General features: G+C 43.3%; 16 protein-coding genes. 10 read left to right on the plus strand and 6 right to left on the minus strand.

Annotation, left to right across the window (positions count from 1 at the left end; all coding sequences use genetic code 11):
* Positions 1-81 precede the first annotated feature (81 nt).
* The 4 genes from QUF19_RS19735 to QUF19_RS19750 all read left to right on the plus strand — a co-directional run bounded on the left by QUF19_RS19735 (position 82) and on the right by QUF19_RS19750 (position 3,094).
* On the plus strand, positions 82-324 hold the full coding sequence (locus QUF19_RS19735) for a DUF2798 domain-containing protein (RefSeq protein ID WP_286302528.1): 243 nt from the start codon (positions 82-84) through the stop codon (positions 322-324).
* 93 nt (positions 325-417) lie between these two features.
* The gene (locus tag QUF19_RS19740; RefSeq protein ID WP_286302530.1) at positions 418-1,332 is read left to right on the plus strand and encodes a GNAT family N-acetyltransferase; all 915 of its coding nucleotides are present in this window, start codon (positions 418-420) and stop codon (positions 1,330-1,332) included.
* A gap of 312 nt (positions 1,333-1,644) precedes the next feature.
* A complete protein-coding gene (gene trhO / locus QUF19_RS19745; RefSeq protein ID WP_286302533.1) occupies positions 1,645-2,634 on the plus strand; it encodes an oxygen-dependent tRNA uridine(34) hydroxylase TrhO in 990 nt (329 codons plus the stop codon).
* A gap of 202 nt (positions 2,635-2,836) precedes the next feature.
* The gene (locus QUF19_RS19750; protein WP_102436173.1) at positions 2,837-3,094 is read left to right on the plus strand and encodes an HP1242/YdcH family protein; all 258 of its coding nucleotides are present in this window, start codon (positions 2,837-2,839) and stop codon (positions 3,092-3,094) included.
* A gap of 35 nt (positions 3,095-3,129) precedes the next feature.
* Here QUF19_RS19750 and QUF19_RS19755 read toward each other — a convergent pair whose 3' ends face one another.
* A complete protein-coding gene (locus QUF19_RS19755) occupies positions 3,130-4,401 on the minus strand; it encodes a sensor histidine kinase (RefSeq protein WP_286302537.1) in 1,272 nt (423 codons plus the stop codon).
* Positions 4,373-5,041 (minus strand): response regulator transcription factor, encoded by a 669-nt coding sequence (locus QUF19_RS19760; protein ID WP_286302540.1) that lies wholly within the window; start codon positions 5,039-5,041, stop codon positions 4,373-4,375. The genes QUF19_RS19755 and QUF19_RS19760 overlap by 29 nt, the downstream gene beginning before the upstream one ends.
* A gap of 84 nt (positions 5,042-5,125) precedes the next feature.
* Between QUF19_RS19760 and QUF19_RS19765 the strand changes: the two genes are divergently transcribed.
* A complete protein-coding gene (locus QUF19_RS19765) occupies positions 5,126-6,298 on the plus strand; it encodes a DUF5666 domain-containing protein (protein WP_286302541.1) in 1,173 nt (390 codons plus the stop codon).
* A 145-nt stretch (positions 6,299-6,443) separates the two neighbouring features.
* Positions 6,444-6,926, plus strand: a complete 483-nt coding sequence (locus tag QUF19_RS19770; protein WP_434784929.1) for a GNAT family N-acetyltransferase — start codon at positions 6,444-6,446, stop codon at positions 6,924-6,926.
* Positions 6,927-6,942: 16 nt separating this feature from the next.
* Here QUF19_RS19770 and QUF19_RS19775 read toward each other — a convergent pair whose 3' ends face one another.
* Positions 6,943-9,858 carry an alkaline phosphatase family protein gene (locus tag QUF19_RS19775; protein ID WP_286302543.1) on the minus strand — a complete coding sequence of 972 codons (2,916 nt, stop codon included), beginning with the start codon at positions 9,856-9,858 and terminating at the stop codon, positions 6,943-6,945.
* A 241-nt stretch (positions 9,859-10,099) separates the two neighbouring features.
* Here QUF19_RS19775 and QUF19_RS19780 point away from each other — a divergent pair, with 241 nt between their 5' ends.
* A complete protein-coding gene (locus QUF19_RS19780; RefSeq protein ID WP_286302545.1) occupies positions 10,100-10,879 on the plus strand; it encodes a YMGG-like glycine zipper-containing protein in 780 nt (259 codons plus the stop codon).
* Positions 10,880-11,078: 199 nt separating this feature from the next.
* Here QUF19_RS19780 and QUF19_RS19785 read toward each other — a convergent pair whose 3' ends face one another.
* Entirely contained in the window at positions 11,079-11,417 is a 339-nt protein-coding gene (locus QUF19_RS19785) for a DUF1840 domain-containing protein (protein ID WP_286302546.1), read from the minus strand.
* A 333-nt stretch (positions 11,418-11,750) separates the two neighbouring features.
* Between QUF19_RS19785 and QUF19_RS19790 the strand changes: the two genes are divergently transcribed.
* Complete coding sequence (locus QUF19_RS19790) at positions 11,751-12,941, plus strand: GGDEF domain-containing protein (protein WP_286303274.1); 1,191 nt, start codon at positions 11,751-11,753, stop codon at positions 12,939-12,941.
* Positions 12,942-12,989: 48 nt separating this feature from the next.
* Here QUF19_RS19790 and QUF19_RS19795 read toward each other — a convergent pair whose 3' ends face one another.
* A complete protein-coding gene (locus QUF19_RS19795; RefSeq protein ID WP_029225699.1) occupies positions 12,990-13,271 on the minus strand; it encodes a hypothetical protein in 282 nt (93 codons plus the stop codon).
* A 158-nt stretch (positions 13,272-13,429) separates the two neighbouring features.
* Here QUF19_RS19795 and QUF19_RS19800 point away from each other — a divergent pair, with 158 nt between their 5' ends.
* Positions 13,430-14,296: a pirin family protein gene (locus QUF19_RS19800; protein WP_286302552.1), complete on the plus strand. Its 867-nt coding sequence runs from the start codon at positions 13,430-13,432 to the stop codon at positions 14,294-14,296.
* Positions 14,297-14,521: 225 nt separating this feature from the next.
* Here the strand turns inward: QUF19_RS19800 and ppnP are convergent, their stop codons facing one another.
* Positions 14,522-14,803, minus strand: coding sequence for a pyrimidine/purine nucleoside phosphorylase (gene ppnP / locus QUF19_RS19805; protein ID WP_017111355.1), 282 nt, complete (start codon positions 14,801-14,803; stop codon positions 14,522-14,524).
* A gap of 309 nt (positions 14,804-15,112) precedes the next feature.
* On the opposite strand from ppnP, the gene QUF19_RS19810 reads away from it, so the two are divergent.
* Positions 15,113-15,577: a DUF2850 domain-containing protein gene (locus tag QUF19_RS19810; RefSeq protein ID WP_102437361.1), complete on the plus strand. Its 465-nt coding sequence runs from the start codon at positions 15,113-15,115 to the stop codon at positions 15,575-15,577.
* Positions 15,578-15,879: the final 302 nt, after the last annotated feature.

The following is a 15,879-nucleotide window of genomic DNA, read 5'->3' on the forward strand; positions in this document are numbered from 1 at the left end:
ATTCAGATTCAAAACTGTCTATTTTTGATTGTTACTACCGAGATTAGAATAGTGCCATCAATGAGTCAATCGGAGCACATCATGAAAAAACTTCCACGTAAATTCCAATACCCACTAATGGTTTCTATGGTACTGCCAACCATGTTACTGAGTATGCCTGCCATTATGGTCGCAAAGAGCCTGCCACAAGGCGGTGTGTTTTTTGATGCTTGGGTAACGGCTGTCGGCCAAATGCTTCCATCAGCATTATTATTGTTAGCTGTGGTTGCTCCAACGGTGCGACTGTTCGTGACTAAGGTGTTGTTGGAGCCGGTGAGCAAGTAGCCAACACATTCATTGATAGTATCAACATTATTGACATTGAATGGTCCTATGATTATTGTTGATACTATCAACGTATATTTCTATGGAGTGAGTATGTCATCGGTTATGCAGATCAGAAGCGAGTTACGTTATCTCGTTCGCGAGCTTGGGCTATTGGATAAGAACTGCCTCAATTCAGGCTTATCACTGACACAGGTCCACCTTCTTACCTACCTGCGTAAGAATGGAGTCACGCCCTTTTCTGAGCTCAGCGTACAGCTCAGCGTCGAGAAAGCCTCCCTTAGCCGAACCCTCAACTCTCTGGTTGAAAAACAATATATCGAACCATCTTTGAGTGAAGCGGATAAACGTCAGAAGTACTTTTCACTCAAAGCTGAAGGATTGAAAAGGTTAGAAGAAGCCGATGAGTCGGCCAACAATGAACTGTCTCAATTGCTGAACCTAATGAGCCCAGAAGATACCCAGAATGTGATTGATGGGTTAAGAACATTGCGACTCAGCGCTTTTCAGAAAAACGCCACGCACAACAAAGCCAGAATTCAGCTCGAAGCCTGCACCTCGGTATACCGCACTGAGATCGACAGTTTGATCAGAGATACCTTTTCGGGTGAACAAAGTATCCCACAACATCTCATTCCATTATCTCCTGACATTCCTCAGAAATGGTGGTTAGCACGTTCAGGAGAATATGTTTTAGGCGCCGTAGCGGCATGGGAGAGCGATGGAGAATGGCACTGGGGGCGATTTGTTGTCGACAACCGATTCCGCGGCCTTGGCATAGGAAAAGCATTGGCTCGTTACTCATTGGTTCAGGCGTCGAAAGACATCAACGAAATCCATATCGAAGCGCGTGACACAACCGTCAATATCGTAAAAGGACTCGGTGGAGAGGTTTTAGGTGACAAGTTCGACTTCTATGGGATGCCCGTAACGCCGATGCGATTAACGAGAGATCGACTCAATGAAGCCACTGAAACTCAAGAGTTTACGCTACCTACTCACCTGTAATTGAGCCGCAAAAGATTAAGTGACTCACTACATTACTCGCCTGCCAATCACACAGCTTTGGCAGGCCTACATGTAAAATTCTCTTACCTATTTATCCCACTCCATGAGCATGGATCTTTGCAAGCCTAAAACCACACAAACCAAAGTGATAAATAGCCCTACTTTTGGTTGGTTTTTGTCCTACATTGGCTTGGTTATACTGCGGCGGATTTTAATAAGCCAATATGGGCAAACCTGAGTGAATCAAACTCAGTCTGTACCATAAAAGGCAACGCTCTGGATTTACGTTCCAGCTCGCAGAAAGGAAAAACCATGTCTCAATATGTTGTATGTGCTCTGTATAAATTCGTAGCACTTGATGATTACCAAGAAATTCGCCAGCCACTAACTGACGTTTTAGAAACTAACCAAATCCGCGGTACTTTGCTACTTGCGAGCGAAGGCATCAACGGCACTGTTGCAGGTAAGCGCGAATCTATCGACGCTCTTCTTCAATGGTTCAAGCAAGACCCACGCCTGGCTGATGTTGTTTACAAAGAGTCGTTCAACGAAGAACAGCCATTCAACCGCACCAAGGTGAAACTCAAGAAAGAGATCGTAACCATGGGCGTTGAAGGTATCGACCCTCGCCACGTTGTTGGTACTTACGTTAAACCAAACGAATGGAACGACCTCATCTCTGATCCAGATGTGATTTTGGTTGATACTCGTAACGACTACGAAGTCGATATCGGCACGTTCAAAAACGCAGTAAACCCGAACACAGAAACCTTCCGTGAATTCCCTCAATACGTGGCAGATAACCTCGACCCTAAGAAACACAAAAAAGTCGCGATGTTCTGTACGGGTGGTATTCGCTGTGAAAAATCAACAGCCTACATGAAAGAGCAAGGCTTTGATGAGGTATACCACCTTGAAGGCGGCATTCTTAAGTACTTAGAAGAAGTACCAGAAGAAGAGAGCATGTGGGAAGGCGACTGCTACGTATTTGATGGCCGTGTTGCGGTAAACCACCAGCTAGAAAAGAGCGATTACGATGTATGTAATGCTTGTCGCTTGCCAATTACTGACGAAGACAAAGCCTCTGAGCACTTCGAAAAAGGCGTAAGCTGCCCTAAGTGTATTGATAAGCACAGCGACGAGCAAAAATCCCGTTTCCGTGAACGTGAAAAGCAAGTTCAACTGTCGAATGCTCGTGGCGAAACTCACGTAGGCGGCGATGCAGCTCACCTTATCGATCAACGTAAGAAAGAAAAGCTAGCGCACAAAGAGCAGCAACGCTCTGGTAAGAAAGCGAAGTAAGCTTTCTGCTTTCAACACGTATAGTTCTAAACATATAACGATAAATAGTTAAGCTATATACATACAAAAGGGCGCAAGTTCGAGGATTATCCCACGAGTTTGCGCCCTTTTTTGATCGCTTTACGGCTTTGTGTTTTGAACCACATTTCTTTCGAAAAATTGCTTCTATACTGTTAATAATTCGACTAGAGAGGAAGTGCCAATGCTCAATGAAAACCATGCCTTTATCTTAGATTTCCCAGATCTTAAATTAGACATTGTTCAGCTCAACCACGACGACGAAAAATTCAAAGCAGACATGCAGAAATACCACCAACTTGACTACGACATCCGTCAGCTAGAAATCTCTGGCAGCCCTATCGATGACGACAGCATGCACAATCTCAAAGTAGAGCGAATGGCGCTAAAAGACTCGCTACACAAACAACTCACTCGCCATCATGCGCTTAAATTGGTTTAAGCTATCATTATGCTAGTGTGGCTAACTTAGCCACACTACCCCACTTGTTTATTCGTCGAGAAATCTAAGTAAGTACTGAATTGAAGCCCATCATCTTGAGCTTCAAAACTCCAACCCATTCGCTCACAAATTCGTTGCACAATCACTAGACCACAACCATAGCCAGCATTGTAAGTCTCATTACCATCATGACGGTTAGTTATCACTAATTGATAACCTGTCACCTCAATTCCAACATCGCCAATACTGTAGCTAAACGCATTTTTAATTAAGTTATTCAATACAATAGTAATAAAACTCTCTGGTGCGTAGACAGTGACAGTCTCCTTGACGTCCAGATCATAACTAGCATCCTGCTTGGCAAACAAAGGCGCCATTTCAAGTAGCTGATTCTGAACTTCGATCTCCAAGTCATAGTGACCGAAATAATGCTCATCGATATTCTCTTTACCAAGCAGCAAAAACATTTCAGTCAGCACTCGCATCTGTTCGCTCGCTTCTTGCAGACGATTAATTGCTTTTAGCGCAATAGGAGGTTGATTGGGTACTTTAGTCAGCAAATCTGCCGACCCTTTGATCACCATAATAGGGGTTCGTAGCTCGTGAGATGCAAATCGGTTGAACTCCTCTTCCCGCTGAAAAAATCCTGAAATATGATTCTTTGAATCCAAAAGAGTTTGCTCAATATGTCGTGTTTCAGCGTAGGATGTTTCGACTTCAAAACTTGGCTGTTCAGGGTGCATTTGCCCAATTTTCTTTTCTATCTGATTGAGCGGCCTTGACAGCGAACGCACAACATAAATCCCATACAGAACCATAAAAATGGAAGTGAACCCACCAAGGATCATTGTGTAATGATGAAGGCTCCATTCATATTCATCGAGATAGTCATCAGCATCATCTTGGAACACGATATACATCAATCCTTTACCTGAAGGGTGTTCGAACAAATAAAAGTGCTTATCTTCCGTACCTAGCAAATGCTCATAGAATCCGGGCTTCTTATATCGAGTCAACCAATTAGGAAGTTCACCCTCACTCCAATAGGTTGAAAACTCATTTTCATTTGGCAACAATGCTGCTTCACCAAGTAGCTCATATTCAGATGTATAACGATTAGCTTCAGTATCTAACCAGTGGTGAAGGCTAATCACTTCCATCTGATTTTCAGCGACATAAATGGCCGTCCAAAAAAGACTGAACATCACCAAGGTCATCACACCAAAACTACGGCGGATTTTACGGTAGATGCTCGGATAATCGCCGTGGCTTGAGTTGTTATGCTTTGAGTCGATAACCTTGTCCATGAATAGTCTCTAATCGTGAATGTTCAAACCCTTTGTCTAGCGCGTTACGCAGGCCATATATATGACTTCGAAGCGCATCACTACTTGGTGCTTCATCACCCCAAACGGAATCAATCACTTCAGTTCTTGAAACAATTGCTGGCGCTTGTCTCATAAGGGCTTTTAATATTTTGAGCTGAATCCGACTTAACTTAATAAGCCTCCCTGCCCGGTATACCTCGTCGGTCTGCGAGTTGAGAGTAATATCGGCATAACTCTGCTTTCCAATATCTTGGCGTGGCCCTCGACTCGCCAAAGCGTTGAGCCTTAAACTGAGCTCTTGCATAGCGAAAGGCTTAACCAAGTAATCATCTCCACCCGCTTGAAAGGCAGCGATTTTGTCGTCCAACCTATCTTTAGCGGTTAAAAAAAGAATTGGCGTAGGACATTGCACCTCTTCTCTTAACTTTCTAACTGCGGAGATACCGTCTAATTTAGGCATCATAATGTCCATGATAATCACGTCATAATGATTCTCAGACGCTAACCTCAACGCCGCTTCACCATGATAAGCACAATCTATAACCATCCCTTCTAACTCTAGGTAATCGGCAATGGTTTCCGCAACATTGTGGCTATCGTCAACGATCAAAACTTTCATCGATTTATTTCACCTTTCTTCACGAGTTCTTCACGTTTGAGTTTATAAGATACACCCTCAATAAACCAAATAAAGAGTATATAGATGAAAAAGTTAGCGCTGATTTCGGTTGTCGGTTTAATTCTAACTGGCTGTGGTGGTAGTGACAGCAATAGCAATGGAAGCAACGATAACAACACGCAAGCTCCATCAGCAGTTCAAGGTACCATTGACTCTGTTTCTGGCAACACTATTGTTGTGAATGGCTATAGCTATCAAGTAGACAGTGCGAACTATGCAGGCGAAGACGTGGCAATTGCAGACCTAGAAAAAAACATGATGGTCTCTATTTCATCTATTGCTCGCAGCGCTTCAACTCACACTGGCGGGACTCAAGTTGGTCTTGAGCCGACCATCGTTGGTCTTATTTCAGACACCAACCACAATAATGGCACATTTAAAGTCAATGGCATCGAATTGACCTTTACAGATCTGTCACGTGAAATTGAAAATGGCGATTGGGTTATGGTTTCTTCTTTACCGACAGCGAATGCAGGTTACAAAGTACTTTCTGTTGTTAAGTTTGAGCACTCTAACTTAACTGAATCCGTTGAAGTTGAAGGGCTAATAAGCGATTTAAATGAATCGACTTTCAAACTTGGTGCTAATCTAAGTGTTGATTATTCAATTGCCCACATCGACAACGATGAAAGCAGCAAAGGGTTATCCAACGGTCTTTGGGTCGAAGTGACAGGCTCAATGGCAGGCTCTGTATTGAACGCAGATGAAGTGGAAGTCGAAGGTTTTGATGAGATCGATAATGATACAGAAATTGAAGGCATTATTACTTGGGTAGCTAACGACAAATCATCATTTGATTTAAGCTACAAAGGTCGCTTTCTTGTCAATGACAATACTCGTTACGAAGACGGCAACAAGTCAAATTTAACTGTAGGTACAGAAATTGAAGTAACAACGAAACAAGCTAACGGCGAAAATGTTGCTACCGAAATCGAATTTGAACACGACGATGATTCACAAGATTGGAATGACAGTGACATCGATTTTGAAGGTGTGGTTCAAAGTATCGACGAGCAAGCATTGAGCTTTGTTATTCAGACAACTTCTGGTAATCAAACCGTCTACGTTAACCAAAACACTCGCTATGAAGATGGCCTAAGTTTCGATACTTTATATGGTCAACGTATTGAGACTGAAGCCTACAAAGTTAATAACCAGTACATCGCGAGCGAAATCGAAGCAGAAGACAACGACTAACGCATAGAACACCCTTGCTATTAAGTTCAGAAGCCACGCACATCGCGTGGCTTTTTCGTTTAATATAATCAAGCACATAGATAAACGACTTCACCAAATATGTTACTGTTTGCTTAATCGAATAGATTGATAAGGAGCGAGCACCGTGATAACTAAAGACGGAAACATACAATTCAAACTCGTTCCAAGCTCTGAATTTGAAGCTCTATTTAATTGCGTTAAACAGGGCATTTTCACACATGTTGATAAGATTTTCGGCTGGGACGATGACTTTCAACGTCAACGCCTAATCAATGATTATCATCCCTCTTGGTTTCATTGGATATACCATAAAAACGAAAGAGTAGGACTCGTCTGCTTCAAGCCTTACGACAACGCATACCATGTGCACCTTCTGATCATTTCCCCTCAATACCAAGATCAGTCTCTTGGTAAAAAAGTCATGTCACTCATCCAAGAAAAAGCCCATCAAGAGCAACGAAACCAAGTCACTCTGTCGAGCTTTAGAAGTAACACTCGCGCCATCAGTTTTTATCAATCGCTTGGCTATCAAATTATTGATGACAGCGATGAGGATTTTGTAGGGATGACTCTCAATCTAAATGACCACGCATACACAGATAATTAGGTAGAGAGCTAAATCACTAACGCTCGGCTGACACATCCAACTTATTCAGCAACGACGGAAAACCCCAACCATTCTCACCTGCGACCACAGGTTCTCCGGTCAAATATTCAAACAGCGTAGGCGCTAACGAACCGTTGGCTTCGATTTTCAGTGGTTGAGAGTTTTCGCCAATTGGCGATCCCCAGAACCCTAGAAATGCATCTTTCTCTAAATAGTCTTCACCAGCATGACGGCCCGGTACCTTGGTGTTGTAACCAATTCCGGCTTTCGGGAACAAGTTAATCGTGCCTGCTCTATCTTCAAGGTAGATATTGGCCAATTGATTAACGGAGTCTGGTCGTGGAGTTAGTTGGGTTAACGTTGTCCACTCCACACTGCTACACCAGGTTGTGACATCTTCCTTGATCGCACGGTTGATGCACTTTTCCACCAATCGAGAGTAGATTGAAAAATCAGCTTTGCTTGGTGATGCCAAATACGGATTGAGCGTTTGTGTATTGAGCAAAATTGGAGGTCGATTGGCATCCAAAGACTCATAGAAAAGCTTGTCGCCCTTGCGTGTGATCAATTCATCGACTCGCTTTAAATCACGATTACCAATTACGCGAACCGCACAATTTTGTTGGTCACAAGCACTCTCTCTTACCACCATATAATCAAGGCTTTCCGGTAAGCGTTGCACGATTTGAGCAATCGCATCAATGCTCTCACCTTCAGGCGAAGCAAGTGGTGTCCATTGTTTGAGTTCTTGATAGATGGGTTGCACCTGCCAACCTTGGCTTGAGTTAAAGAAATCCATCATAAAGTTGCCACCAGCAGTCGAGGCAACAACCACATCAATCTCCTTCGAGCTTGGGTAGCTTAGGGCATTGGTGATTTTAGGCCCCTCACCTTCGTCTGATGATATTTTCTTAACGACTATTGGGTAGTCTAGTTCTGTTTGTAAGCCTTCAAATACTTGCTTCTCAGGGTTAAGCGCGTAGAACACTGGTGTTAACCCGTGATCGCCTGCCATACCCCACAGGGTTTTATCGTAGACACCTGCACTGCGGTAAGTGGCTTCAATTTGACGAATCCAGTAATCCAATCGGTTTAGCTCTCCGGTTGGCATTAAAATCTCGTCACTAAAAGGTCCAGTGAAATGCGCAAAGTGATCCGGCCATGGGTTGTAAACCAAGGTGTAGTCCGGCATCCCTTTTCCATCGAGTTCAGCGAACTGAGTGATTGCCTGCTTCACCTGAACCTTCTTGGAATACTTGGTGAAGAAATCAAAACCAGAAATAGTCTGATACGCCTCAATATCTTCAATCAAGGCTGCACGCTTATCTCGCAGTGTCACCTCGACTTCAGCACGTTCTTGAAGCTCTTTAACGCAGCGTTTCTCACCATAATCACGTAATGACTCTCCCAAACCTAGGTTCACGAGGCCGTCGTAAGTCGTGTGTGCATTCCAGTCATATTGAGCGTTGCAGTTCAGCGTTTTAAGATAATCAAGGCGATCAAACATGGTTTGTACCTTGTTGTCTGCCATCAACACATCCAACTGCAGCGCATCATTACCAAAGAAGTAATACGCACGATCGATCTCTCGATCAACAAAGTGAAAATTAGGAATGCCAGTACCACCTTGACCCGACACTTTTGCGCCAGTCTTAATTATTGGTAGGTTACGAACGCTGATTGTCGGAGTTGAAGAGATGCCAACTCGGCTAATATTGTCTCGATGATCTTGATAGAGATTTTTGAAGAAAGGCAAATAATGCGGATCGCGGTAAGTTTGTTCAGATAGAACTTCCATGAACCGCACCTGTTGTTGATGCTCAGGTTCAATCACCTCTTCAGCTTGAGGTTTGTATTGCGCTCGATTTTTATGATTTTGGTAAGCCACCGAAATGAAAGGTGCATTCTCATCGACTAAACCTTCAATTAAGCCTTGCTGTAAACCATCGACCGTCACTTGAACCGCAAAGCGCTTGTGCTGTTGGGATTCTAAGAACTGAATGAGTGCATCAGGCTGGTCACTGAACGCTTGTTGCATCCACTCATCGAGCGCTTCTACTCGTTCTTCTTTAAACACAAATTGGCGGTAGGCTTTAAGCAAGTTTAAGCGTACAAAATCGATGAGCGTAATGGTAAGGGCTTGCGCTTTATTGTTCGGCTTGTCGGCGTTTTCTGGCTTGCCATCTTCAGCGATCGCAAGCATTGCTGACTTCATATCACCGTCATCCATCCCAGAGGCTGCTTTATCGATTAACTCGACAATGATCGGTTGAATCTGAGCGATGATTGCCAAATCTTCAGGGCTGTTCGTTAAATAGGTGTAGTTATCAGGGAGGGTGTCCATATCTTGCCAAACACCGATTTCAAACAGCGCATCGTAAATAACGACCATGTTGGCAATGAAATGTTCATCAATGCGAATCCCTTCATGGTGGCCTGTCGCTTCAGTCGATGTATCTGGCTCTTTGTGCTCTGAAACCGGCTCATCACCGACATAATAGAGGCTATGTTCAAAGCCTTTTAACGCCTCATCATCATAAACAGTCGACAAGTACCCTTTGAATACATCTTCACTCCCCAAACCTGAGTAACGGTCGTAGTAACTATAGAGAAAGTAACCCAAAGGAATTGAATAAGTCGGGTTGGATAGCTGAGCGATCACTCGCGCTTTCGTCTTAGCATCTAAAGGCAGCGCGAGAATGTACGCATCTAATGTTACGCCGCCAATCGTGAAAAGTGCCGCGTCGCGAGTAAGCGTGGCCGAGTAACTTAAACTTGAAAGCACCTGTTTTTTCAGAACTTCACTAGAACTGAATACACCACCAATGACAGGCGTTGCCGAAATATCGGCAATGCTCGGCGCTGAAATAACCGCCAACGAAAGAGAGCTAACTAGACTCGTGTAGCTACGAGCTCGGAAATATAGGCTCATCAAATACCCTTTAGTTCGATGTATTTTTATAAATATAACTTATTGTTCCAGTTTACTTTAATTATCAAAAATATGTGTATTTGTGCTTATAAAAACATTGAGTATTTCATCGCACGGTATGATTCTTCTCGTAACATTTGAAACACCTCGCAACAAATAAAACACTGTTCATAATTATCTCCTGACATTGTATTGATAAAGTCTTCTGCTCTTTATTTGTACACATTTTAAGGCCAAACTTATGAACTCGTTTACTAAAGCTTCGCTGACCGCAGCTATCAGTCTTCCATTACTTGCAGGGTGTGTGACACCTGGTGAGGACGATCCCAACGCAAGTACTAAGCAAGGCGCTGTGGGTGGTGCGTTACTTGGTTTAACGCTTGGCGCACTGACTGGTGAAGCGGATTTAGCGGTTCAAGGAGCGATGGTTGGCGGGTTAGCAGGAGGCGTAGCAGGTGCGAGTAATGACCTTCAGAACAACCGTGAAAACATCCGTCATGACAGCCGCAACGATGCGATTGCACAAACCGGTGACACGCAAGTGGTGAGCCCTGCTAATACAGAAACAACACAGCAAAACTGGCAAGAGCTTAATAACTTCATTGGCGAATGGAACGTGACCATTCGTAACCATGTTGATACCAACAGCAATATTGATAGCCTTCAAGCAACGGGCAATCTGGCGAGTATCAGCCAAGCCAACATCAATATTGAAAACCAGCAAGGCGTTGAGCTCTCTGCACAGTTCTCTTATACCGTGGAACAAGGTTACCAACTGGATGTGATGAATGATGCAACAGACGTGACGGTTAACTTCGCAGGTGAACATCAGCCACAAGCGAATCGTTACAACTTCTACCCAACCAACATTCAAGACATCATTTACCAAGACGTGAACAGTGCTGATGTTCGCCTAGAATTGGCGATGGTGAGTGATAAGTTATGGATTATCGACAGCTACGCGTACATCGATGGTTCTGAGAAGAAACTACAATCTATACGCTTCAATAAAGCCAGCTAGAAGATAGAAACAACAAAGCCAGTCTCGAACCATTGCTATCACATTTGATCAGCATGACCGGTACTGGCTTTAACAAACAGGCTCCATCAAACAGAGCCCGAACAGTTCATCTTGAATAATGGAGCTTAGGTAATTCGTCTTAGATAATTGAACTAAGAAAATGGAGCTTAAGTAACGAAACTTAAGCCATTAAATCAGCCTACAAACGCTTGCCGCTGCCATCTTCCCACATCACTTCGCACTCATCTTTGATGGCTGCTTTCAATAGTTCAACCAACGGGAAAGCTCGGCTGCCTATATTGACAGGCGCTTCAACGACCTCTTCATCATTATCGTCATCCGTATTCTCCTGCTCTACGGGTTTGCTCTGCTCTGAAGCGATCGCAGTACGTAAATTATCCAGAGCTTGAGGAACGTCAGGGGCGTCAATTGCTCCTGGGATCGTGCCACTATGTCCAAGCATCTTAATAAACTGAAGACCGACCTCACCAAACATCGTGACGCTAGCATGAGCCTTGCAACTAAAAGTAATTAACATAATGAGCCTCTATCGAATTTAGGTATCTACAAACATTTAGCTATCTACAAACTATGTTGAGTAAATCATTGGAAAGCAAGTACATAATAATCAAATCGCCTCTACCCACCTGATCTTTGAATACCATGCTCTAGAGACACCCTGCACCGTCGGTGATGTACATCACTATTTATAATGATTTGATTATTCTTTCATATGAAACATTGATTACAGTCACACTAAATAGTTATCTAAGTCTCTGCGTAGCTTATTATTTAATCTACTATTAATACCATTATCAAAATCTTTGGCACAAATCACATGAAAAGGCTCGTCGGCAGACACCTAGAAGAAATGGCGGACATACGATCCACCCGCAAGCAAAAAATTGTTCACTCCTTTTCACTGACTGCCGCGGCGCTATTCATTTTTTACACTTGGGCTTATTTCCAAGGCCAACATTACACGCTGTCGGTTTTCGAACTGTGTTTTGCACTTATCGCTATCTCTAATGCATTTTATGTAAGGAAAGTCGTTAACCCTGAGTATTCAGAATTAATCCTGAGTGGTGTGCTGTTGGTTCAAGGGGTCATCCTATTTTTGTACAGTCACGCCATTCCCGACCGAATCCTTTGGCTCTACCCTATTCTGGCAGCGGTGATTTTTATCAACGACTTCAGAATTGGAATCATCTTTAGCACCTCATTTTGTTTGTTTATCAGCACCCTGATTACGGCAATGCCCAATAACTTTTCTTTGCCATTTAACAGTACACACCGATTTATTCTTAGTCTGTTTACCATGAGTTTGGTGTGTCACACATCGGCCTATTACTACACAAAAGCCGTTAGCTATATCCAACGCCTCTATAAAGAAGGCATTGAAGATCTGGCCTATCGAGACCAACTCACCGGCTTGGCCAATCGTTGGAGCTTTGAGCGCTGGGCGGTCGAGAAGTTAGCAACAGTGGATAGCAAACGATCCCTCACCGCCTTGGTGTTTCTGGATATCGATGATTTTAAAAGTATCAACGACAGCTATGGGCACGATGTGGGCGACAGCGTCTTGCAACATTTTGCCAATCGCTTGAGCAACAATATTCGAACACGAGATCGAAAGAATCACGAATACGATTATTCCATCGCACGCTTTGCTGGGGATGAGTTCGTTCTGATGCTCTATGACATTCCAACTCGAAAAGACCTCGACGGTATTCTCGATAGAATATGTGGTTTGTTTGAGAGCGGCTGCCAGACTAACGAAAGAATCAAAGAACTGACACTCAGTGTTGGGGTTTCTTTGTATCCGCAAGATGCGACGGAATTACATGAGTTAACAAGATGCGCCGATAAAGCGATGTATGTGGCGAAACACTCAGGGAAAAACCGATACGCTTATTATCACGACAACCCAGTATCAACCTTGATAGAAGAATTACCAACGAACCTCACCTGCTCAGAGTCTGATGCATCTGAACTTGAAGGCTGTCTTGAAGCGAAGGTGGAAGGAAACAATGTTACGCTGCTAAAAACGCGTCAACGCTAGCTAGCCATTAATATCGCTTACACCTAATATCGCTTACAATTAAGCGTACTAACCAGCCATATACATAAGCCAAAGGCTCACTAACCCGATCACAATGATCCATACGACTTGTCGTGTTCGGTTTGGGTTATTGCCTCTAGGTCTCACTACCGTTTTAAAAGCGGCTTGCTTAGCCGACTGGAGAAACGGGGCTTCAATCTCACGTTTTTTCACGCGACGTTTAACAGCGCTATTCGCAACCTCGGTAAAACGTTGGCTTTGCTCCGTTGTAAAGTCGTTATCAAAGCCCATCCGACCGTGCCTTTCGCCATGTTTTTGCTGAACTGCCATAGCGGCCTCCTTGGCGGTCTATTCTATATTCAAGTATAGACATAATTTCATTTTCTTACCTGTTCAAGATTTTCGAATAAGTCACTCAACACTATGCCATCTTCTTTTGAAATCAAATTACATAAACTACAGCTATTCAAGTTTATGAGGGTTTCAAAATGACGAATGTAAGAGCAGTAGATCATGTGATTGCAGCACATGCCACCTCCGATGGTGATGGCGTCAAAATCCAGAGACTCGCTGGTTTCAATAACACGCGTTTCTCTCCATTTTTGATGGTCGACGAACTTAAATCGGATGAAAGCAAAGACTACGTTGGTGGCTTTCCTCCTCACCCTCACCGTGGGATAGAAACGCTCACTTACATGCTTAAAGGTCACTTCCAACACAAGGACCACATGGGTAATGTCGGTGAACTTCGTAGCGGTGGCGCACAGTGGATGGCCGCGGGTCGTGGTGTGATTCACAGTGAAATGCCGATGATGGAAGAAGGCGCATTGCACGGTTTTCAGATTTGGATAAACCAGCCTGCAACACACAAAATGCAGCCAGAGCAATACCATGACTTCCAAAGTGAAAGCATTGCAGAACATCAAAACGAACAAATCGGTTTACTGAGAGTGATTTCCGGTGGGCTTGAACTGCATAGCCAAGCTGACGCAGACGCTATACAAGCACAAGGTCCATTACAAACGACAGGTGTGCCATTAAGTGTTGCGGATTGGCGAGCAAGTTCAGGGCAAAAAGTGACGTTAGGGACTGATGTTAACCATAATGCTATGGCTTATGTTTACCGAGGCACGATTCAGATCGGCGACAAAGTCATCAACCAAGGTCAACTGGCCCTACTAACAAAAGCTGAATTATTGTCTTTGGAAAGCCTAGAAGATTCAGGTGTGCTGATTTTTTCTGGTCAACCGATTAATGAACCGGTTGTGCACTATGGTCCGTTTGTCATGAACTCGATGGAAGAGATTGAACAGACTATACAGGATTACAACAACGGTGTTTTTGAGACTTACTGATTTACGATGTCTCGATTTTGAGCTTTGAGCTTTGAGCTTTGAGCTTTGAGCTTTGAGCTTTGAGCAAGATATTGAAGAGATTTTGCAACGAACAACGAATTTTGGTCGTCCATTTGATGACTGTAAAACAAGTGACACTATCCACTGCCGGGTTACCTATCACTTATTTAACCACGCTCCTAGAGCGTGGTTTTTTCTTATTAATCGAAACTAAAATCCAGTTTCTTATAAGTACTCACACAAGTAAGCCGTTGCTTCTTTTACTTGTAGGTCGAAAGAAGAATCGCCCGCAACGTCAAAAGACTCACCAGATTGGTATGTTGTCCAATCATCATCGCCAACACGCTTTACAATCAGAGCGCCTTTTACAACGGTCATCTTTTCCGGAGCTGCGGTACCGAATGTGTATTCGCCAGCAGCCATCACACCAACACTCACATCTGCACCAGACTGGTTAAACGCTAACGACTTAACGCCACCATCAAAGTATGTATTCTCTTTAATCATTGTACTTCCTTGTTATCTTCAAATTGCAATTATTGGGCTTCAATGAATCAGCCTATGCGTAAATTCACGTGATAATTGTTTTAACCAATTCACGACATTCCTACAAGAAATAAATACGCATAGCTTAAGTCTTTTCTACAATAGAGATGCATTGACTGAACGAATGCCATCAGAAAAACTTAAAATTAGCCAAAGCAACCCATTTATCTAGAACATTCGATCCTGCTTCTAACTCTCGCAACTACCTTTGCAAACTAAGGTTTTAATTTATAGTATTTAAGGCAGTATGAGTGAGGAAATGACGAGAACATGGCGAAAAAGAGCACTAAAATAGCAGATCTATTTGCCAACTCGTTACGTTACCTTTTTCTATTGGTTGCCGCTATCATTGCTCTCACTGCAGGGTATTTAGCCTATCAAACTCACCAACAATCCGTCAGCCCAAGTAATGTCCACGGCACATGGATAGAGATTGGCGCTCCACCTTACAAAACTGACATCCTGACTCTTTCCGACAATGGCGTGATGATGAACCATCGCTTCATCAGTACTTCGTTTGATTTTGATGGCAAAGTTGTCACGATCAATACAGGATCTGGGGCAACGGTTTATACGATAAGCGGCACCTACGACTCCCCTCGTTTAAAACGACTCGTTCCAAGCGTCCCTTCACAACAGTTCATTAAAGAGGGCTATGAAGACACCGCCGCGGGTGATACCCACAGTGTTATGCAGCAACGACGCGCTTCATTAGCGGAACAATTCAAACGATAAACCCCTTCATTTTTAGAACAAGCACTGTCTTTCACGTAAAACCTATTCCAGTTCGATACATCCAACTCTGTGACTCTCCTTCAAATGACGATATTTTCTTATCGTTTGTCGCATCTTTTCATAACTTCATGTCGCGTAATTTCACTTATGAGATTTTCATTCTGAAGACGGTTTTATTTTATAAAACATGGACTCAGCCTCTCATTCATTAAGCAACAGAATTGTAACAAGATACAATTTTTTAGCTGTCCATCGAAAACGGATTTATTTTCAGTTATGAAATTAAAACTCTCTCGAATACT

The sequence above is a fragment of the Vibrio sp. FE10 genome, assembly GCF_030297155.1.
Classification (GTDB): Bacteria; Pseudomonadota; Gammaproteobacteria; order Enterobacterales; family Vibrionaceae; genus Vibrio; species Vibrio apostichopi.